A 17,920-nucleotide genomic window follows, 5' to 3' on the forward strand; every position below is an offset into this window, starting at 1 on the left:
GTGACCGGTTGAGTTCGGTTGAGTTCGGGGGTGACCGCAATGGCGCGGGCTGAGAACAAGGCGGAGGCGGGCAGCACGGCACAGCTCCTGGCCGCCCTGGCAAAGGCGTTTCGCGAGCAACAGGAGCTGACACAGGAGGAGTTGGGGAAGAGGATCGGCTATACCGGGTCCGCGATCAGCGCGATGGAGACGGGGGCGCAGCCCCCCAGCGACAAGATGCTCGCCAAGCTGGAGGAGGCGATCGGGGGCGGGCTGGGGATCTTCGAGAAGGCACGCCGGTTCGTGCTGCTGGACAAGTATCCGCCGCAGTTCAAGAACTTCGCGCTGGTGGAGCAGGAGGCGGTGTCGCTGTCGTCGTACCAGACGTTCGTGGTCGACGGTCTGTTCCAGACACCGGAGTACGCACGGGCATTGATCGGCGGCGGCTTCCCGAAGCTGCCGGAGGAGAAGGTGGAGGAGCTGGTAGAGGCGCGGGTGGCACGGCGGACATTGTTCGACCGGGCGGAGCCGACGGCCATGATCGAGCTGATCCTGGAGGAGTCGGTGCTGCGGAGGCCGTTCGGGAACTGGGAGGTGCTGCGCGACCAATTGCGCTCGCTCGCGGAGGACGCGGAGAGGGACAATGTAAGCGTCCAAGTGATCCCGCAGGAGCGGGGGTTGAGGAGCGGGCATGCGGGTGCGCACGGCGAGATGAAATTGGTGAAGACCAAGGACCACTACGACGTCGTCCACCTCGAAGTCCAGGACGAAAGCCTCCTGGTCAGCGATCCCTCGAAGGTCGCTCTCCTCGCCCACCGCTATGCAAAGATCCGGACTCAGGCACTGAGCCCGGACGACTCACTGAGCCTCATCCGTAAGTTGGCAGGAGAAGAGCGGACATGACGAGCACCCTGCGTTGGTTCAAGTCGAGCCACAGCAACGCCAGCGGCGGCGACTGCGTCGAGACCGCCTACACCTGGCGCAAGTCCTCCTACAGCGACAGCGGCGGCGGGAACTGCCTCGAAATATCCCCCTGCCCCCACACCGTCCACATCCGCGACTCCAAGACGGCCCCCGACGGCCCCCACCTCACCCTCTCCCCCACCGCCTGGGCCGCTTTCCTGACGGCGGCCGGGTGAGGGTGCGTGGCCCGGTGGGCGGAAGCCCCTGGCACGGCTGGCGTACGCGAGAGGATCGGCGGCCCGTGGACCCTTCCGTGGACGCCGCCGTCCTGGCGGTGGTCGACGCCGTCAGGCGACGCGCCTCGGCCCGGGGCGAGACCGTCCGGGCCCTCGACTCGGTGCGCGACCTCGTGGTCAACGACGAGGCGGAGATCGCCATCGGCCACCTCGTCCACACGGCCGACGCGTTCGGGCTCGCGGTGCGGCGGGACGAGTACGAGCGGCTTATGGCGGCAGCCACCGCGCTGGGGTATGCCGACGCCGTGACCGACCTCGGTCCCCGGCTGCTCCTCCCGGCCGATGACGACAGCGCGGCCCGTTGAGCGGCTTCGATGAAGTCCGGTGCGGTTCGGCCGCGCCCTGAAGGGTCGCACCTCCCGCGGAGCGCTTAGCCGAAGACCGTGAACAGGGCGAGCGCCGGTCCGGTCGCGTAGACGAGCACGCCCACGGCCAGGGCGGTCCACGGCCGCCGGGCCAGCACCGCCCCGAGCACGACCGTGACCACCGCGGCGGCCAGCGCGACCCACGGCCCGAACATCGCCACGAGCATCCACCCGCCGGAGCCGTCGCAGAACCGCGCTGTCCCGGCCGAGGTGCCACAACTGTCACCGGCGAAGAGCATGCCGAAGGACAACAACCCGTTGACCGCGACCGCGGCGGCGAGCAGCAGGCCGGTCACCACGGCGAAGACCACCCGGAGGGGCGCGCCCGCCGAGGGGCGCGGCGGTGGGAACCCGGGCCCGTACGACGGCGGGTACGGGGGCGGCGGCGGAAGGCTCATGCTCCCCATCTCACCCCCGCCCGCGCGTCCGCGCCTGAGTCCGGCTACTCAACCGGGATGAGCACGGACGCCGGCGGGAAAGCGCGTCACCAGGGCACCACCCCGTCCTCGTCGAAGAAGCCGCCGGTCGGGCCGTCGTCGGGGAGGGTCGCGAGGCGGATCGCGACGGTCGCGCCCTGTTCGGGGGTGCGGTGGCCCCGGAAGCCGTTGAGGTCGGTCGCGCAGTAGCCGGGGCAGGCCGCGTTGATCAGGATGTTGGTGTCCTGGAGCTCCTTGGCGTACTGGACGGTGACGGCGTTCAGGAACGTCTTCGACGGTGAGTAGGCGACGGCGATCGGGCCCGTCTCGGCGCCGGGGGTGGTCTGCAGGGTGAGGGAGCCGACGCTGCTGGAGACGTTGACGATGCGCGGCGACGGCGACCGGCGCAGCAGCGGCAGCATCGCGTTGGTGACGCGGATGACGCCGATGACGTTGGTCTCGACGGCCGTCCGGACCGTCGCGACGTCGACGGTGGTGGGCAGCTGCGGTGCGCTGCCGGTGACGCCGGCGTTGTTGACGAGGACGTCGAGGCGTCCGGCGCGGTCCTCGATCAGCCGGGCCGCGGCCGTCACGCTCGCGTCGTCGGTGACGTCGAGCGGTACGCCGAACGCGTCGGCGCCGTCCGCCCGCAGCTTCGCCACGGCGGCCTCCCGGCGTTCCTCGTCCCGGGCTCCGACGCCGACGCTCCAGCCGAGGGCGCCCAGGCCCGCCGCGATCTCGTATCCGATGCCCTTGTTCGCGCCGGTCACCAGCGCGGTCTTGTTTTCGCTCATGTCTCCGATCCTGTCCGGGGCAGGGCCGGGTCGGCCAACACCGATCGGGTGGGGATCGATACCGCACGGGTATCGATCCCGGTCGGGTCGGTAGCATGGACGGCGTGGAGACGCGGGAGTTGCGGTACTTCGTGGCCGTCGCCGAGGAACTGCACTTCGGGAGGGCCGCGCAGCGGCTCGGGATGGCGCAGCCGCCGCTGTCGCGGGCGATCAGCCTGCTCGAACGGCGGCTCGGGACGACGCTGCTGGAGCGCACCAGCCGGGCGGTCACCCTGACCGGGGCCGGTTCGGTGCTGCTGCGGGAGGCCCGGGCGGCGCTGGATGCCGTGGAGGCCGCCGAGCGCCGCACCCGCCGCGCCGCACTCGCCGAGACCGGCCGCCCGGGCGTGGTCCTCGCCACGAAGGCCGGCGCGTCCGGCGAACTGCTGGCGAAGATGCTCGACGCCTACGCCGCCGAACCCGACGCGGTCGCCGTCGATCTGCTGCTGTGCGGGATCGGCGAGCAGGAACGCATGCTGCGCGACGGCCGGGCCGACGTGGCGCTGCTGCACCTGCCGTTCGACAGCACGGCAGGCTTCGACACCGAGGAACTGGTCACGGAGAGCCAGGTCGTGGTGCTGCCCGCCGGGCATCCCCTCACCACCCGCGACCAGGTACGGATGTCCGAGGTCACCGCGCTGCCCGGCCTGCCGTTGCCGCGCTGGCCGGGCCCCGACGGCACGTACCCGGACGGGCCCGGTCCGCAGGCCCGGGATCATGCGCAGCTGTACCAGCTGATCGCGCTCGGCCGCGCCTGCTGGATCGCGCCGGAGTCCTGCCGGGCCCAACTGCGCGAGGAACTCGCCGCCGTACCGGTGCCGGACGCACCGACGGTCACGACCGTGATCGCCTGGCCGCCGCACAGCCGCTCCCGCGCCGTCGCCGGCCTGGTCCGGGCCGCCGTACGTCACTGTACGTCCTGAATATCCCTAATAGTCTGAGCCGGACGGACACGGACGGACGATGGGAGACAGCGTTCATGACTGCGGCTGACGTCTTGGTGGTCGGCGCCGGCGTGGTGGGGGCCTCCGTGGCCTATCACCTCACCCGGCTCGGGCACGACCGGGTGACCGTCGTCGACGCCCGGGAGCGTGGGGTACTGCCCGGCTCGACCGGCCTGGCCCCCGGCCTCGTCGGACAGCTCAGCGCCACCCCGGAACTCGCCGTCCTCGCCAAGGACAGCGTCGCCACCTACCGCGCCCTCCCGCAGACCCCGCCGGTGTTCTGGCAGGTCGGCTGTCTGGAGGTCGCCACCAGCCCCGGCCGGCTGGAGCAGGCGCACCACGATGTCGAACACGGCCGCACCCTCGGTATCGAGGCCCGGGTGGTCGACGCGGCGGAAGCAGTCGCGCTGGCCCCCGCCCTCGTCGACGCCGAACGGGCGCTGGGCGGGCTGCACATCCCCTCCGACGGCGCCGCCGATCCCGTCGCCCTCACGCACACCCTGGTGGCCGCGGCGGAACGGGGCGGGGCGGCCTTCCGCTGGAACACGCCCGTGCGCGCGCTGGAGAGCGAGCGGGGGCGGGTGCTCGGAGCCCGGGCTGGCGAGGAACTCATCAAGGCCGGTGCCGTCGTACTGGCCACGGGGATCTGGGGCCCGGTGCTGGCGGCCGAAGCCGGCGTCCGCCTGCCTCTGGTGGCCGTTCAGCATCCGTATGTGTTCACGGCCGAGGTGGACGGTCTGGACGACACCCCCATCGACACCCCGATCGTGCGCTATCCCGAGCACGCGGTCTACTCCCGTCGCCACGGCCGCCGTTACGGCCTCGGCACCTACGCGCACGCCCCGCTCCCGCTGACCCCCACATCCGCGCTGACGACGGCGGAAGCCCCTTTCCGGGAGAGCGACTTCGGGACGGGCCTCATGGAAGCGACCGCGCTCGTACCGGCGTTCCGGAACGCACCCCTGGAAGGCCGGGTCAACGGCGCGTTCGCCCTCACCCCCGACGAACTCCCCTTCGTCGGCCGGGCCGCCGCGGCGCCCGGTCTGTGGTTCGCGGAGGCGTCCTGGGTCACCCACGCCGGAGGTGTCGGCCGGCAGCTCGCGCACCTGCTCCTGGAGACGGGTGATCCGCTGGTCGACCCGGAGCGCCTCGCCCCCGACCGCTTCGCCGACTGGACCGACGCCAGGATCCGGGAGACCTCGCTGGCCCACTACCAGGGGATCTACGACATGCACTGACCGGCCTGGGTACCCGCCGCGGCAGAGGTGAGTACCGCTACTCAGGCAGCCGTTGACGGGTGAACGGCATCGTGGGGATCACACAGGGGTGAGTTCCAGAACCCCGCAACCCCGGAAATCCCAGACCCCAGAAGGCAGGCACCCATGAACAGCATCCGCGCTCTCCTCTCGGCGCTGCGCACCCCTGTCGCCCTCGGCTATCTCGCTCTCGTGGCGGCCGTCGTGGTCTGGGTCGGCGTGGACACCCTGTTCGTCGAGCACGCCGACGCGAGCCTGGCCGGGGTGTGGGCCTTCCTGGTCACCGCCCCGACCTCCCTGCTCTTCGTGATGCTCCCCGGCCCGCTGGCGTGGGCCGGGGTGGTGGTAGGCGCGGTGGTCCAGGCGGCGGTGCTCGGTGTGCTGTACCGCAAGGTCAGCGGCCGTTTCGGCCACCACACGGGCCCAAGCAACGCCTGACGGCACCGGTGTCAGAACACGGGCGTACCGTCCTGCGTCAGCTTCCAGTTGGTGGCCGCGAACGTCGACGGGTCGATGGTGCCCTTGGCCGTGGCGTAGGCGATCATCAGGTCGCGGACCTGGTTGGTGGAGCTGTAGGCGGCCTCCGCGGCGGCGATGTGCGGGTAGCCGCTGCCGCCGTTGGCGCGGTAGTTGTTGACGGCGACGACGAAGACCTGGTCGTCGGGGATCGCCGCGCCGTTGTAGGTGAGGTTCTTGATGCGCGAACCCTCGGCCGCGGCGATGTCGATCTCGTACGAGACACCGGCCGCGGTGTCGTACATGTAGTCCCAGAAGCTGTTGGCGTTGGTGAGGGTGGCGGTGTCCACCGCCGTGCCGGACGGCACCTGGTGGTAGTACTTCGCCGCGTACTCCAGGTAGTCCTTGAGCTGGGCGCCGGTGAGCTTCTTGCCGTACAGCGTGTTCTCGTAGATGTAGAGGCCGGCGACGTCGCGGATGGTCACGTCGCCCTTCGGGATGTCGGCGGTACGGCTGAAGCAGGCCGCCACCGAGATCAGCGGGAGAGCCGCGTCCGCCGCCGACAGGCCCGCCTTCACCGTCTCCATCTGGACCTCGTGGATGAAGTCGATGGCGGGTACGTCCTTCCAGCAGGCCTCCGCCGTCGACATGTCCACCGTGCTCGTGCCGATCGCCGTGTTGACGTACTTCACGACCAACTCGTGGTCGGCGGTGAGGAGTTCGGTGATCTTGTCGTCCTCGGCGACCGTGTTGCTGTTGAGCGTGGTAGCCGTCTTGCTGGTGATCTTCCAGCAGCCGTGGACGAGTTCGAGCTCGAAGTCGAAGACGGACAGGCGGTAGCCGTAGCAGTACGGCTCGGACAGGAGGACGTCCTCGCCGGTCTCCTCGTTCTTCACCGTGTACGTGGGGACGTCGACGTGCGTGTGGCCGACGAGGATCGCGTCGATACCGGGAACCTGTTCGGCGACCAGGTTCGACGCGTTCTCCACGTAGGGGAGTTCGTCACCCCACGACGTCGAGCCGTCCAGGCCCGAGTGGTCGGTGAGGAAGACGACGTCACAGCCGAGCGCGCGCAGTCTGGGCACGTACTTCTTCGCCTGCTCGACCAGGCCGGGGAAGACCATCTTGCCGCTGACGTTGTCCTTGTCCCACAGGGCGATGCCCGGGTTGGTCAGGCCGAGGATGCCAACCTTGATGTCGGGCGCGCCGGGCACCTTGATGCGCTTGACCGTGTAGGGCGGGAAGGCGGGCTTGAGCGTCTTCGCGTCCAGGGCGTTGGCGCCGAGCAGCGGGAAGTGACACTGCCGCTCGAAGGCGCGCAGCACGTCCACGCCGTAGTTGAACTCGTGGTTGCCGAGGGCGGCGGCGTCGTACCGCATCTCGTTCATGGCGACCGCCATGGGGTGCTTGGGGCCCCGCTTGCCGTCCTTGCCCGTGATGGGGTCAACGTTGGCGTAGTAGTACGCGAGGGACGTGCCCTGGATGATGTCGCCGGCGTCGACGAGTAGCACCCGGTCCTCGCCCTTCTGCTCGCGCAGCTGCTTGACGAGGGTGGCGATGCGCGCGATGCCGTACGTGTTGCCCTTGCTGTCCTTGTAGGCAGCGTTGGTGTAGTAGTCCCAGTCGAAGACGTGGCTGTGCAGGTCAGTGGTGCCCAGGATGGAGAACGACCAGGTGCGGGGCTTGCACTCGGGCTTCGCCGGGGCGGCCTCGGCGGTGCCGGTGCCGAGCGTGCCGGCGACGGCGACCGCCGCTCCGGTCACGGCCGACTTCTGCACGAACTCACGGCGGTTCATGGGATTGACGGGCATTCAGTGCTCCTGGAAGGGCATGGACGACGGATGTGGCGGGCGCAGCGGCGGACTACCCGCGTAGATGCTGGCCTTCACCCGTTACCGGCGATACCTCCGTCAGCCCAAGGGCCGGTCAAGGATTCCCAAGACCGGCCCAAAACGAGCTGTGAACTCATGCTCTACAGGAACGAGTTGATTTCGATCGTCTCGTCCCGGCCCGGCCCCACGCCGATCGCGGAGATCGGGGCGCCGGACATCTCCTCCAGCGCCTTGACGTAGTTCTGGGCGTTCTTGGGGAGGTCCGCGAAGGACTTGGCCTTGGTGATGTCCTCGGACCAGCCGGGCAGGGTCTCGTAGACCGGCTTCGCGTGGTGGAAGTCGGTCTGGGAGTAGGGGAGCTCCTCGACCCGCTTGCCGTCGATCTCGTACGCGACACAGACCGGGATCTGCTCCCAGCCGGTGAGGACGTCGAGCTTGGTGAGAAAGAAGTCGGTCAGGCCGTTCACGCGGGTCGCGTAGCGGGCGATGACCGCGTCGAACCAGCCGCAGCGGCGGTCACGGCCGGTGGTGACACCCCGCTCGCCGCCGATGCGGCGCAGCGCGTCGCCGTCCGCGTCGAAGAGCTCGGTCGGGAACGGGCCCGCGCCGACCCGGGTCGTGTACGCCTTGAGGATGCCGATGACCCGGCTGATCTTCGTCGGGCCGACACCGGAGCCGGTGCAGGCGCCGCCGGCGGTCGGGTTCGACGAGGTCACGAAGGGGTACGTGCCGTGGTCGATGTCGAGGAGCGTGCCCTGGCCGCCCTCGAAGAGCACGACCTTGTCGTCCTCCAGGGCCTGGTTGAGGACGAGGACCGTGTCGGCGACGTACGGAGCGAGCTTCTCCGCGTAGCCCAGCAGTTCCTCGACGACCTGGTCCACGGCGATCGCGCGCCGGTTGTACAGCTTGGTGAGGAGCTGGTTCTTGACGTCGAGGGCCGCCTCGACCTTCTGGGTCAGGATCGACTCGTCGTAGAGGTCCTGGACCCGGATACCCACGCGGTTGATCTTGTCCGCGTAGGTCGGGCCGATACCGCGCCCCGTCGTACCGATCTTCCGCTTCCCGAGGAAGCGTTCCGTCACCTTGTCGACGGTCACGTGGTACGGCGTGATGATGTGCGCGTTACCGCTGATCATGAGCTTGGACGTGTCGACGCCACGCTCGTTCAGACCGCTCAGCTCGGAGAGCAGGACCGACGGGTCGACGACGACGCCGTTGCCGATGACCGGGACACATGTGGGCGAGAGGATTCCGGAAGGGAGGAGGTGGAGCGCATACTTCTGGTCGCCCACGACGACCGTGTGGCCGGCGTTGTTGCCGCCCTGGTAACGCACCACGTAGTCGACGGAGCCGCCTAGCAGGTCCGTCGCCTTTCCCTTGCCTTCGTCACCCCACTGAGCACCGAGCAGCACAAGTGCGGGCACGCGCGTACACCCCTTCCGGGCGGGGCATGTCCAAGGTCAGGGGCGTACGCGTAAGGTTCGTCGCCGCGTACCACCGCGACCGTCTTTGGTCGCACAACCGTCGGACCGGATGCCCCGGAATAGACGAAGCCCCTGGCGCAATAGCGCAAGGGGCTCTTGCACAGTGATGCTACCCGAGGAAGCGAGGCACGACCGAGGTGGCGACATTCGCGACGTCCGATCAGCTGCTGGTGATCATCGATCCGGCGGCACGGCAGACGGACGGTGAATCCGTCCGGATCGCGAAAGACGTGCTCAGCGCGGGTGCGACGGCGAAGGTATGCATGCCGGACAGCCCCGAGGAATTCACCCGCGCACTGGCCCGCAGGGGCTCGCGCCGACCGGTGGTCGTCGGCGACGACGGGGCGCTGGTCCGCGCCGTGACCTTTCTGCACCGGCAGCGGGAGCTGGCCGGATGTGCGCTGTCGGTGGTCCCGGTGGGCGGCGCCCTGAGCGTCGCGCACGCCCTGGGGGTGCCCACGGGTGCGGTGGCGGCGGCCCGGACCGTCCTGGACGGCGTGGAACGGCGCCTGGACCTGCTGGTCGACGACAGCGACGGGGTGGTGCTGGGCGCGCTGCGGATCCCGCCGGTGGCGGCCGCGGCGTCGGTCGAGGAGTCGGTGGCGGCACGCGGCTGGCTCCGGCCGTACCAGCACCTCGTCCGCACCCTCTCCACCCGCCCGGCCCCGACCGTGCCCCGCCCCGGGCCCGCGCGGCTGCGCGTCGAGGTCGACGGGGAGACGGTGGTGGACCTGGACCAGCCGGTGGAGGGGGTGTCCGTGACCCCGGGCGGGCTTGGCGGCCTCGCCGAGGTGGAGGTGCGCCCCCTGTCGGTCGGCGCGGAGGCGACCCCGGTACGGGCCGCCGGACGGACGGTGACGGTGCTGGGGGCCGATTTCCGCTACCGGGCCGACGGTGGGGTGGCGGGGCCGGTACGGCGGCGGACGTGGCGGGTGGTGGAGGGGGCTTGGGGGCTTACGGTGCCGGGGGGTTCGTAGGCGGGGCGTGGAAGCCGGTGGTGTCGAGGGGGCAGTCGAAGGGGGCCGGGATAGAGAGCTTTTCTCCGAACGGCCTCGTGTCTCGTGACTCGTACCCCTTCGCCGAGGGGTTCCAGAACACGGTGGCCAGCTCCTCCTGCATGTCGAGAAGCAGGTAAACCGGAACTCCCGCCCTTCCGTAGACCGTGACCTTGTCCGTCAGGTCATCGTCCCGGGTGGAGCTGGAGGTCAGCTCACACGCCAGAAGCAGGGCCTCGCCGTCTCGGCGGTTACTGGTCGTCCGAGAGATTCGTCGGGGCGTTACGTGGATATCCGGTCCGTATGCGCGTTCGTCCCCTGGGAAGACGTAGAGAAACGGGCCAATGCTGATGCGGTGGTCTTCGGGGAGATGGGACCGCAACTGATCACAGACCAGCTCCATGACGTCCTCGTAGTAGGACTTCGACCACGGCGACAAGACGATGCTCCCCCTGATGATCTCGGCCCTGTAGCCGGGCACATCCAACTCGTCGAGGGTGTTCAGCAGATCCTCGAAACTGTGGGGCTCGGTGCCGCTTATCGTCGGTCGCTCAGTCATCAACGTCATGATGCGCCCTCCCCGTGATGCAGACCAGGCACCACTCAGCGTAGCCGGTCGAGCACATCTGCGTGATCGCTTTCGTCCTTCAGCTCCACCCCCGTCCGCCCCAACTCCCGCCCCCTCCCCATCAACCCCGCCAGCTTCCCCGCCGCCACCTCGTACGTCAGCCCCAACGGCGGCCGGATGTTGGACAGACAGTTCCGGTCCGCGTCCGTCGTCACCCCCGGCACCGGCCGGTACGTCAGATACGCGCCCAGGGAGTCCGCCGCCGACATGCCGGGGCGTTCGCCGATCAGGACGACCACCAGCGCCGTACCCATCGCGTGGGCGATGTCGTCGCCGAGGGCCACCCGGGCCTGTTCGGCCAGTACCACCGGGGCGATCCGCCAGCCCGGCAGCCGCGCCGTCGTCGCCCGGACCAGCGCCGCCGCGTGCTCGTGGACCGCCCGGCTGGAGAGCCCGTCGGCGACGACGAACACCACGTCCCAGTCGCCGGCCGGGAGGTGCGCGCGGTCCACGGGGTCGAGGCGGCGGCCCAGGTCGGGGCGCTGGAGGTACGTCGGCCGGTCACCGGCCGCGCTGCGGACCCGTACCGTCGGCATGCCCTGCAGCCCGGCCGTCACGGTGTCCGGGGCGAACGGCGAGTGCACCGCGTCCCGGGCCGCCGCGTGCGCGGCCTGGAGGCCCAGGCGGTGGCGGGTGGGGAGGGCGGAGCCGGCGCGGCCGAGGCCGATCCTGGCCTGGGTGTGGCGGCGGAGCAGCGGCCACAGTTCGTCGTTCCTGACAGCCGTCTCGGTCATGCGGCCAGTTCCCTTCCGATGGCGGTCAGCGGGTGGCCCGTGCCGGTGTCGCGGAGGCCCCCGCGTTCGTCCAGCAGGCCGATGCCGGCGAGCCAGGCCTCGAACTCCGGAGCCGGGCGCAGGCCGAGCACCTCGCGCAGGTAGAGCGCGTCGTGGTACGAGGCGGACTGGTAGTTGAGCATGATGTCGTCGCCGCCCGGGGTGCAGATCACGAAGGAGGCGCCGGCCACGCCGAGCATCGTGAGCATGGTGGCGATGTCGTCGTCGTCCGCGTCGGCGTGGTTGGTGTAGCAGATGTCCAGGCCCATGGGCAGGCCGAGGAGCTTGCCGCAGAAGTGGTCCTCCAGGGCGGCGCGGAGGATCTGGCGGCCGTCGTAGAGGTACTCCGGGCCGATGAAGCCGACGACGGTGTTGACGAGGAGCGGGTCGTAGCGGCGGGCGACCGCGTAGGCGCGTGCCTCCACGGTCTGCTGGTCGACGCCGTGGTGCGCGTCGGCCGACAGGGCGCTGCCCTGGCCGGTCTCGAAGTACATGACGTTGTCGCCGACCGTCCCCCGGCCGAGCGCCCGGGCCGCCTCGTACGCCTCGTCGAGCAGGGCGAGCGTCACGCCGAAGGAGGCGTTCGCGGCCTGGGTGCCGGCGATCGACTGGAAGACCAGGTCGACCGGGGCACCGCGCTCCATCAGGTCCAGGCTCGTCGTGACATGGCACAGCACGCAGGACTGGGTGGGGATGGCGTAGCGGCTGATCACGCCGTCCAGGAGGTCCAGCAGGTCGCGGACGGCGCGGGGACTGTCGGTCGCCGGGTTGATGCCGATCACCGCGTCGCCGGAGCCGAGGAGGAGGCCGTCGAGGAGGGCGGCGGCGACACCGGCCGGGTCGTCGGTGGGGTGGTTGGGCTGGAGGCGGGTGGCGAGCCGGCCCGGGAGGCCGATGGTGGAGCGGAAGGCGGTGACGACCCGGACCTTGCGGGCGACGGCCACCAGGTCGGCGTTGCCCATCAGCTTGGACACCGCCGCCGCCATCTCGGGGGTGAGCCCGGGCGCGAGGGCGGCGAGCGCGGTCGCGTCCGCCGCCTCCGAGAGCAGCCACTCGCGGAACTCGCCGACCGTCAGCCCGGCGACCGGCGCGAACGCGACGGGGTCGTGGGTGTCCACGATCAGCCGGGTCACGTCGTCGTCCTCGTACGGGATCACCTGCTCGGCCAGGAACCGGGTGAGCGGCACCTCGGCCAGCGCCCAGCGGGCCGCGACCCGCTCCTGGGCGGACGCGGCGGCGAGACCGGCCAGCCGGTCGCCGGAACGTTCCGGGCTCGCGGCGGCCAGCAGCCGGGCGAGCGAGCCGAACCGGTAGCGGTGGCCGCCGAGGGTGGCGGTGTACGTGCTCATGGCGGCGACCGTACGAGGGGCGTGTTGCCGCCAGATTTCTAAAGGTCTGGTTGACAAACATTTAACGCACCGAGACCCTTGGCCGACTCATTCGGACTACAGAGTTCCCGTCCAGTACCGCACCGGATCACCAGGAGAGGGGCCATCCCGATGGCAGTGGACGAGGGAGTCGCCCCAGCGGCGAACACCAGCGAGGACAACGCCGTTCACCGGCTCAAGCCCAACGCCATCGGCCTGCTGGGCGTGGTCTTCATGGCCGTCGCGACGGCCGCGCCGATCACCGCGATGACGGGCAACGTGCCCTTCATGGTCTCGTCGGGCAACGGCATCGGCGCCCCGGCCAGCTATCTGGTCGCAATGGTCGTCCTGGCAATCTTTTCGGTCGGCTTCACCTCGATGGCCAAGCACATCACCTCGACCGGCGCCTTCTACGGCTTCATCTCCTACGGCCTCGGCCGCACCGTCGGCCTCGCCTCCGGGCTCCTCGCGACCTTCGCGTACGTCGTCTTCGAGCCGGCCCTGATCGGCATCTTCTCGGTCTTCGCCAACACCACGCTCAAGGACCAGACCGGCCTCGACACCCCGTGGTGGGCCTTCGCGATCCTGATGCTCGCCATCAACGCGACCGGCACCTGGTTCGGGGTCTCGGTCGCCGAGAAGCTCCTCGTCGTACTCCTCGGCACCGAGGTCACCGTCCTCGCGGCGATGGCCGTCTCGGTCGCCCTGCACGGCGGCGGCCCGCACGGCTTCACCTTCGGGCCGGTCAACCCGGTCAACGCCTTCAAGGGCACATCCGCCGGTCTCGGACTCTTCTTCGCCTTCTGGTCCTGGGTCGGCTTCGAGTCGACGGCGATGTACGGCGAGGAGTCCCGCGACCCGAAGAAGATCATCCCCAAGGCGACGATGATCTCGGTCCTCGGCGTCGGCGTCTTCTACGTCTTCGTCTCCTGGATGGCCATCATCGGCAACGGCGAGACGGAGGCCGTGAAGGCGGCCTCCTCCGCGAACCCGCTCGCCCTCTTCTTCAACCCGACCGAGCACTACGTCGGCCACTGGGCGGTCGTCGTCATGCAGTGGCTGATGATCACCGGTTCACTGGCCTGCGGCATGGCCTTCCACAACTGCGCCGCCCGCTACATGTACGCGCTGGGCCGCGAGGGTGTCCTCCCGAAGCTCCAGAACACGATCGGCCGTACGCACGCCGAGCACGGCTCCCCGCACATCGCGGGCCTGGTGCAGACCGTCGTCTCCGCCGTCCTGATCGCCGCGTTCTGGATCGCGGGCAAGGACCCGTACAACGCCCTCTACGTCCTGCTCGCCATCCTCGGCACGATGGCGATCCTGGTCGTGCAGGCGGTCTGCTCCTTCGCGGTCCTCGCCTACTTCCGCAAGAACCACCCCGAGAGCCGGCACTGGTTCAGGACCTTCGCCGCCCCGCTGATCGGCGGTGTCGCGATGCTCGCCGTCGTCGTCCTGCTGGTGTCCAACATGGGCGTCGCGGCGGGCGCGGAGTCCGGGTCACTGCTGCTGAAGGCGACCCCCTGGCTGGTGGCCCTGGTCGCGGCGACGGGCATCGGCTACGCGCAGTACCTCAAGCGCCGCTCGCCGGAGCGGTACGCGCTGCTGGGACGGACCGTACTGGAGGAGACCAAGGAACGGTAGGGCTGCGACAGCAGGGGCGCCTGGGACGCCAGGGGCGGCCGGTCATGGAAGTGCGGTGAATCTTCCTCCGTATCTCCGGCCGCCTCCGGCGCGCGTCCTTAAGGTGCGCCCATGTCGGATGAACCGCCAACGGGTCTTACCAGCCCCGCAGTTGGCTTACGCAGGACCGCCGGCCGGCACCGGGCGGCCGCACTCGTCGTCGCGCTTGCCGCCACCTTCGGCGGTGTCGGCGGCGTCATCGTGGCGGGTGCCGGGAGCGCGGGCGCGGCTTCCGCGACGGTCCGGTTCGCCTGTACGTTCACGAACATCGGCGGGGCACCGATGACCGCGTCGATCGTGTGGAACGCCTCGGACACCTACACCGTCGGCCGTCCCACCCCGCGCGTGCCGATCGAGGCCACGACCGCGGTCGACCCCCAGATCCCGCAGTGGCTCCGCGCCATCGGGGCGACCAGCATCCAGGGCTCGGCCGAGGCGGCCACCGTCGTGTCCGCGCCCGACGGGGACATCGACAGGACCCTGTCACTGGACATCCCGGTGACCCAGCTCCCGTCGTCCGGCCCGCTGACGCTGAAGGCGGACGGGGCCATGCCGCCGCTGCGCTTCGCCCGGGCGGGCACGGCGAAGGTCTCCGTCGGCGACGTGACCCTGCACCTCACCGCACGGATGGCGGACGGCAGCCCGACCCCGTTCGGTACGGTGAACGGGTCCTGCGCGGTGGCCGCCGGGCAGAGCGGCACGGTGACGACGCTGCGGATCAGGCAGGAGGCTTCGCAACAGCCGACGCCGACCGGGACGGGATCGGGATCGGGATCGGGGGCTGGTGCCGGATCTGGTTCTGGCTCTGGGGCTGGTTCTGGGTCGGGTTCGGGCTCCGGGGCGGGTTCCGGTTCCGGCTCCGGGGCGGGTTCCGGCTCCGGGGCGGGTTCCGGTTCCGGCTCCGGGGCGGGTACAGCGGCCGGGGACGCCGGATCCGGATCGAGCGGGGGTTCCTCCCGCAGTCCCGACCCGAGCGGCTCGGTCACGGCGAGCGGTACGCCGAAGGAGTCGAAGCCGGCCGTACCCCGCGGCGCCCCGACGGTGGGCGTCCCCGAGGCCACCTCCGACCTCCGCACCTCCGCCCGGGACCGGACCGTCTTACCGGTCTCGCTGCGGGCGGCGCTCGGGGTGCTGGCCGTGGCCGGAGTCGCGTTCGGGAGCGCGATGTGGTTCAGACGGCGCCGGGGCGAGGATGGCTGAGGACGGGGAGAAGCGGCCCACGGACGGCAGGCAGGCGCCCCCCGGCATGCACGTCGAACAGCACGGCGACGGAACGATGGTGGTCGCCGGAGTCGTCCACGAGCTGAAGCTCAGCCTTCCCCCGAAGGGGCCACTGGACGAACTCGTCGCAACGACCCGTGGACTGGTCGGGCTGGCAAACGGGCTGGTCGTCAGGGCACACGCGCTGACCGGACGGACCCGCGAACTGACCGCGGCGGTGACCGAGTTCACTCAGGCGATCGACCGGTTGACCTGGGAGATCGACGAGTTCGTCCTGGTGCCCGACGATCTGGCCAGGGTGGCCGACAAGTTGGCCGGCGCGCTCCACGGCCGCTGGCAGGCCGAGGGGAAGCAGCGCGGGATCCAGGACGCCGACCCGCTGCCCGTGCGCTGGCATTCCGTGCACGCGGATCAGCTGGAACTGGACCACCCGGAACGCATCTGGGGGGATCAGGCGGAGGACGACCTCAGCGGGCGTCTGGACGAGATCGCCGAGGTCCACCGACGTCTGCCGTACCGCCGTCTCGTGGTGCTGGGCCCGGGCGGTTCGGGAAAGAGCGTGCTGGGCGTGCGGTTCGTGCTGCGGCGGCTGGAGCACCGGCGCCCCGGCAAACCCGTCGCGGAGATCTTCGGCCTCGGTTCCTGGAACCTGGCCGAGGACTCGCTGGAGGACTGGCTGAGCCGCCAGTTGAGACGCGACCAGCCGTGGCTGGCCGAGGTCACCGCCGACGGCCGGACGACACTGGCCGAGGAGCTGGTGAACTGGCGGCTGATCCTGCCCGTCCTGGACGGATTCGACGAGATTCCCGGGCCCCTGCGCGCCAGAGCCCGGGAGTTGCTCTCCGAGAGCTCGCTGCCGTACGTCCTGACCAGCCGCCGCGAGGAGTACCGGACGGCCGTGGCGGACAGCAGGGGGCTGCATCGCGCCGCCGTGGTCGAACTGGCCGAGCTGTCCCCGGACGACGCGGTGGAGTATCTGCGGTTGCGCAGTTCCCGGCACGCCAGGCCCGACTGGGACCGGGTGCAGGCCGAGATGGAGGGCAACCCCGACGGCCCGCTGGGGCGGGCGCTGTCCACGCCCCTGATGGTCGACCTGGCCGCGATCGTCCACGGCGAGCGGGGCACGAGCGGGGCCGGCAAGGCGGCACGCGGACCGGCGAAACTGCTGGACGAGGAGCGTTTCGACACCCGCGAGGCGATCGAGGACGACCTGCTGGGCGGTTTTCTGCACGCCGTCTACCGGGACCGGCCCGCCGAACACCGCGAACGTGTCCAGGAGTGGTACGGCTACCTCGCTCACCACCTCGGCGACTCGTCCGACCTCAAGTGGTGGGAACTGGGCGGCAGAACGGTGAGCCGTCCGGTGCGCATGGTCGTGGTTGGATCGGTGACCGGACTCGCCTTCGCATTCCTCGACATGCTCGTGCTCTGGTCTCTGATGCCGTTCGTGGTGCCCAAACCCCCGTACTGGATCGCAGCCGTGCCCCTGAACGGAGCCTTCCTCGGGGTGCTGACGGGCACCGGGTTCGGGCTGGTGTACGCGCTCACGGACGGGGGCAGGGCTCGTAGACCGTCCGGCGTCAGCGTGCGGATCCTCGGCGGAACAAGGCCGACCCGCAGGACGTTAGGCCGCCGGCTGGTGGTCGGGCTCACCGGCGGATTCGGGTTCGGGTTCGTCACCTGGTTCGCGACCGGGCTCGTGGCCGACGCCCTGACGGGAACGGCGCTCGTGCCGGCTCTGCTGTCCGGGCTGCGCTACGGGCTCGCGGGCGGACTGGGGTCCGGGCTGGCCCTCGGGCTCGCCTACGGCGGCGGCGGCGCGGGCAGGCGGGCGGAGAAACGCCTGCGGCTCAAGGGCGTGATCGGTCACTTCCGGCGACGGGTCGGACCGCGGCTGGCGATCGGATACGCGGCCGGGTTCTCGGCCGGGCTGGTGTTCTCGATCGTGGGCCCGCTGGTGACCGACCTGGCGACGGGAGGCGGGACCGGACTGGGGACCGTGCTGGCGTCCGCGGTCGTCAGCGCCCTCAGCTACGGGTCCGTGATCGGGCTTCCGTACGCCCTGACGGCGGCGCTCGCCACCCCGATCCCCGCCGGCTCCGTGAACGACCCCGCCAGCCTCCTGCGGACCAGCCGCACGGCGGTACTCCAGCAGTCGCTCGCGAACACGCTGGTCTTCGCGGTGGTGGGCTGGCCGTTCTCCGGGAGGGTCGGTCACATCCCCGACTGGGCGTACTTCACGCTCGTTCTCGGGCTCGGACTCGGCCTCGCCTACGGGCTCGCACTGACCGCCTGGGGTCACTGGATGGTCCTGTCCCGCGTCTGGCTGCCGCTGACCGGCCGGCTGCCGTGGGGGGTGGACGCCTTCCTCAAGGACGCCCACCGCAGAGGCGTCCTGCGCCACTCGGGCGCTGTGTACCAGTTCCGCCATGCCCGGCTCAAGGAACACCTGGCGCGGACGTACGAGGAGGAATGACGAGGGAGGAATG

General features: G+C 70.5%; 17 protein-coding genes. 10 read left to right on the forward strand and 7 right to left on the reverse strand.

All coding sequences use genetic code 11. The annotated features are described in order from the left end of the window. The first annotated feature begins 39 nt into the window (after nt 1-39). The 3 genes from EDD90_RS25600 to EDD90_RS25610 all read left to right on the forward strand — a co-directional run bounded on the left by EDD90_RS25600 (nt 40) and on the right by EDD90_RS25610 (nt 1,483). A complete protein-coding gene (locus EDD90_RS25600) occupies nt 40-882 on the forward strand; it encodes a helix-turn-helix transcriptional regulator (protein WP_123975386.1) in 843 nt (280 codons plus the stop codon). Continuing rightward, nucleotides 879-1,118: a DUF397 domain-containing protein gene (locus EDD90_RS25605; protein ID WP_123975387.1), complete on the forward strand. Its 240-nt coding sequence runs from the start codon at nt 879-881 to the stop codon at nt 1,116-1,118. The genes EDD90_RS25600 and EDD90_RS25605 overlap by 4 nt, the downstream gene beginning before the upstream one ends. Before the next feature lie 65 nt (nt 1,119-1,183). Further along, a complete protein-coding gene (locus EDD90_RS25610) occupies nt 1,184-1,483 on the forward strand; it encodes a hypothetical protein (protein ID WP_123975388.1) in 300 nt (99 codons plus the stop codon). Nucleotides 1,484-1,548: 65 nt separating this feature from the next. Here EDD90_RS25610 and EDD90_RS25615 read toward each other — a convergent pair whose 3' ends face one another. After that, the gene (locus EDD90_RS25615) at nt 1,549-1,941 is read right to left on the reverse strand and encodes a hypothetical protein (RefSeq protein WP_123975389.1); all 393 of its coding nucleotides are present in this window, start codon (nt 1,939-1,941) and stop codon (nt 1,549-1,551) included. Between the two features lie 86 nt (nt 1,942-2,027). After that, complete coding sequence (locus EDD90_RS25620) at nt 2,028-2,753, reverse strand: SDR family oxidoreductase (protein WP_123975390.1); 726 nt, start codon at nt 2,751-2,753, stop codon at nt 2,028-2,030. Between the two features lie 104 nt (nt 2,754-2,857). Between EDD90_RS25620 and EDD90_RS25625 the strand changes: the two genes are divergently transcribed. From EDD90_RS25625 to EDD90_RS25635, 3 genes are all read left to right on the forward strand, one after another. Next, on the forward strand, nt 2,858-3,715 hold the full coding sequence (locus EDD90_RS25625; protein WP_123981621.1) for a LysR family transcriptional regulator: 858 nt from the start codon (nt 2,858-2,860) through the stop codon (nt 3,713-3,715). Nucleotides 3,716-3,771: 56 nt separating this feature from the next. Beyond that, nucleotides 3,772-4,974, forward strand: coding sequence for an FAD-binding oxidoreductase (locus EDD90_RS25630; protein ID WP_123975391.1), 1,203 nt, complete (start codon nt 3,772-3,774; stop codon nt 4,972-4,974). A 144-nt stretch (nt 4,975-5,118) separates the two neighbouring features. After that, on the forward strand, nt 5,119-5,430 hold the full coding sequence (locus EDD90_RS25635; protein ID WP_123975392.1) for an SCO4225 family membrane protein: 312 nt from the start codon (nt 5,119-5,121) through the stop codon (nt 5,428-5,430). A gap of 11 nt (nt 5,431-5,441) precedes the next feature. On the opposite strand, the gene EDD90_RS25640 is transcribed toward EDD90_RS25635, so the two are convergent. Together EDD90_RS25640 and EDD90_RS25645 are read right to left on the reverse strand one after the other, a co-directional pair. Further along, nucleotides 5,442-7,259, reverse strand: coding sequence for a bifunctional UDP-sugar hydrolase/5'-nucleotidase (locus tag EDD90_RS25640; RefSeq protein WP_123975393.1), 1,818 nt, complete (start codon nt 7,257-7,259; stop codon nt 5,442-5,444). A gap of 161 nt (nt 7,260-7,420) precedes the next feature. After that, the gene (locus EDD90_RS25645) at nt 7,421-8,704 is read right to left on the reverse strand and encodes an adenylosuccinate synthase (protein WP_123975394.1); all 1,284 of its coding nucleotides are present in this window, start codon (nt 8,702-8,704) and stop codon (nt 7,421-7,423) included. A 197-nt stretch (nt 8,705-8,901) separates the two neighbouring features. Between EDD90_RS25645 and EDD90_RS25650 the strand changes: the two genes are divergently transcribed. Continuing rightward, the gene (locus EDD90_RS25650; protein ID WP_123975395.1) at nt 8,902-9,741 is read left to right on the forward strand and encodes a diacylglycerol kinase family protein; all 840 of its coding nucleotides are present in this window, start codon (nt 8,902-8,904) and stop codon (nt 9,739-9,741) included. Here the strand turns inward: EDD90_RS25650 and EDD90_RS25655 are convergent. From EDD90_RS25655 to EDD90_RS25665, 3 genes are read right to left on the reverse strand one after another with little or no spacing between them, the layout of a single operon-like run. Then, nucleotides 9,719-10,327, reverse strand: coding sequence for a Uma2 family endonuclease (locus EDD90_RS25655; RefSeq protein ID WP_185149217.1), 609 nt, complete (start codon nt 10,325-10,327; stop codon nt 9,719-9,721). The genes EDD90_RS25650 and EDD90_RS25655 overlap by 23 nt on opposite strands. 35 nt (nt 10,328-10,362) lie before the next feature. After that, nucleotides 10,363-11,121, reverse strand: coding sequence for an ethanolamine ammonia-lyase subunit EutC (gene eutC, locus EDD90_RS25660; RefSeq protein ID WP_123975397.1), 759 nt, complete (start codon nt 11,119-11,121; stop codon nt 10,363-10,365). After that, nucleotides 11,118-12,509: an ethanolamine ammonia-lyase subunit EutB gene (locus EDD90_RS25665; RefSeq protein ID WP_123975398.1), complete on the reverse strand. Its 1,392-nt coding sequence runs from the start codon at nt 12,507-12,509 to the stop codon at nt 11,118-11,120. The genes eutC and EDD90_RS25665 overlap by 4 nt, the downstream gene beginning before the upstream one ends. Nucleotides 12,510-12,659: 150 nt before the next feature. Between EDD90_RS25665 and EDD90_RS25670 the strand changes: the two genes are divergently transcribed. The 3 genes from EDD90_RS25670 (at nt 12,660) to EDD90_RS25680 (ending at nt 17,907) form a co-directional block, all read left to right on the forward strand. Then, entirely contained in the window at nt 12,660-14,171 is a 1,512-nt protein-coding gene (locus EDD90_RS25670; protein ID WP_123975399.1) for an APC family permease, read from the forward strand. A 111-nt stretch (nt 14,172-14,282) separates the two neighbouring features. Further along, nucleotides 14,283-15,410 carry a DUF6801 domain-containing protein gene (locus EDD90_RS55615; RefSeq protein ID WP_185149218.1) on the forward strand — a complete coding sequence of 376 codons (1,128 nt, stop codon included), beginning with the start codon at nt 14,283-14,285 and terminating at the stop codon, nt 15,408-15,410. Then, complete coding sequence (locus EDD90_RS25680; protein WP_123975400.1) at nt 15,403-17,907, forward strand: NACHT domain-containing NTPase; 2,505 nt, start codon at nt 15,403-15,405, stop codon at nt 17,905-17,907. Before EDD90_RS55615 ends, EDD90_RS25680 begins: the two co-directional genes overlap by 8 nt. Nucleotides 17,908-17,920: the final 13 nt, after the last annotated feature.

Source organism: Streptomyces sp. Ag109_O5-1 (assembly GCF_003814875.1).
GTDB lineage: Bacteria > Actinomycetota > Actinomycetes > Streptomycetales > Streptomycetaceae > Streptomyces > Streptomyces sasae.

What these genes read in the sequence shown, in the direction of transcription:
- EDD90_RS25600 (WP_123975386.1), top strand. Translation starts at nt 40, where the DNA reads ATGGCGCGGGCTGAGAACAAGGCGGAGGCGGGCAGCACGGCACAGCTC.
- EDD90_RS25605 (WP_123975387.1), top strand. Translation starts at nt 879, where the DNA reads ATGACGAGCACCCTGCGTTGGTTCAAGTCGAGCCACAGCAACGCCAGC.
- EDD90_RS25615 (WP_123975389.1), bottom strand. Translation starts at nt 1,941, where the DNA reads ATGAGCCTTCCGCCGCCGCCCCCGTACCCGCCGTCGTACGGGCCCGGG.
- EDD90_RS25620 (WP_123975390.1), bottom strand. Translation starts at nt 2,753, where the DNA reads ATGAGCGAAAACAAGACCGCGCTGGTGACCGGCGCGAACAAGGGCATC.
- EDD90_RS25630 (WP_123975391.1), top strand. Translation starts at nt 3,772, where the DNA reads ATGACTGCGGCTGACGTCTTGGTGGTCGGCGCCGGCGTGGTGGGGGCC.
- EDD90_RS25635 (WP_123975392.1), top strand. Translation starts at nt 5,119, where the DNA reads ATGAACAGCATCCGCGCTCTCCTCTCGGCGCTGCGCACCCCTGTCGCC.
- EDD90_RS25640 (WP_123975393.1), bottom strand. Translation starts at nt 7,259, where the DNA reads ATGCCCGTCAATCCCATGAACCGCCGTGAGTTCGTGCAGAAGTCGGCC.
- EDD90_RS25655 (WP_185149217.1), bottom strand. Translation starts at nt 10,327, where the DNA reads ATGACGTTGATGACTGAGCGACCGACGATAAGCGGCACCGAGCCCCAC.
- eutC (WP_123975397.1), bottom strand. Translation starts at nt 11,121, where the DNA reads ATGACCGAGACGGCTGTCAGGAACGACGAACTGTGGCCGCTGCTCCGC.
- EDD90_RS25665 (WP_123975398.1), bottom strand. Translation starts at nt 12,509, where the DNA reads ATGAGCACGTACACCGCCACCCTCGGCGGCCACCGCTACCGGTTCGGC.
- EDD90_RS25670 (WP_123975399.1), top strand. Translation starts at nt 12,660, where the DNA reads ATGGCAGTGGACGAGGGAGTCGCCCCAGCGGCGAACACCAGCGAGGAC.
- EDD90_RS55615 (WP_185149218.1), top strand. Translation starts at nt 14,283, where the DNA reads ATGTCGGATGAACCGCCAACGGGTCTTACCAGCCCCGCAGTTGGCTTA.
- EDD90_RS25680 (WP_123975400.1), top strand. Translation starts at nt 15,403, where the DNA reads ATGGCTGAGGACGGGGAGAAGCGGCCCACGGACGGCAGGCAGGCGCCC.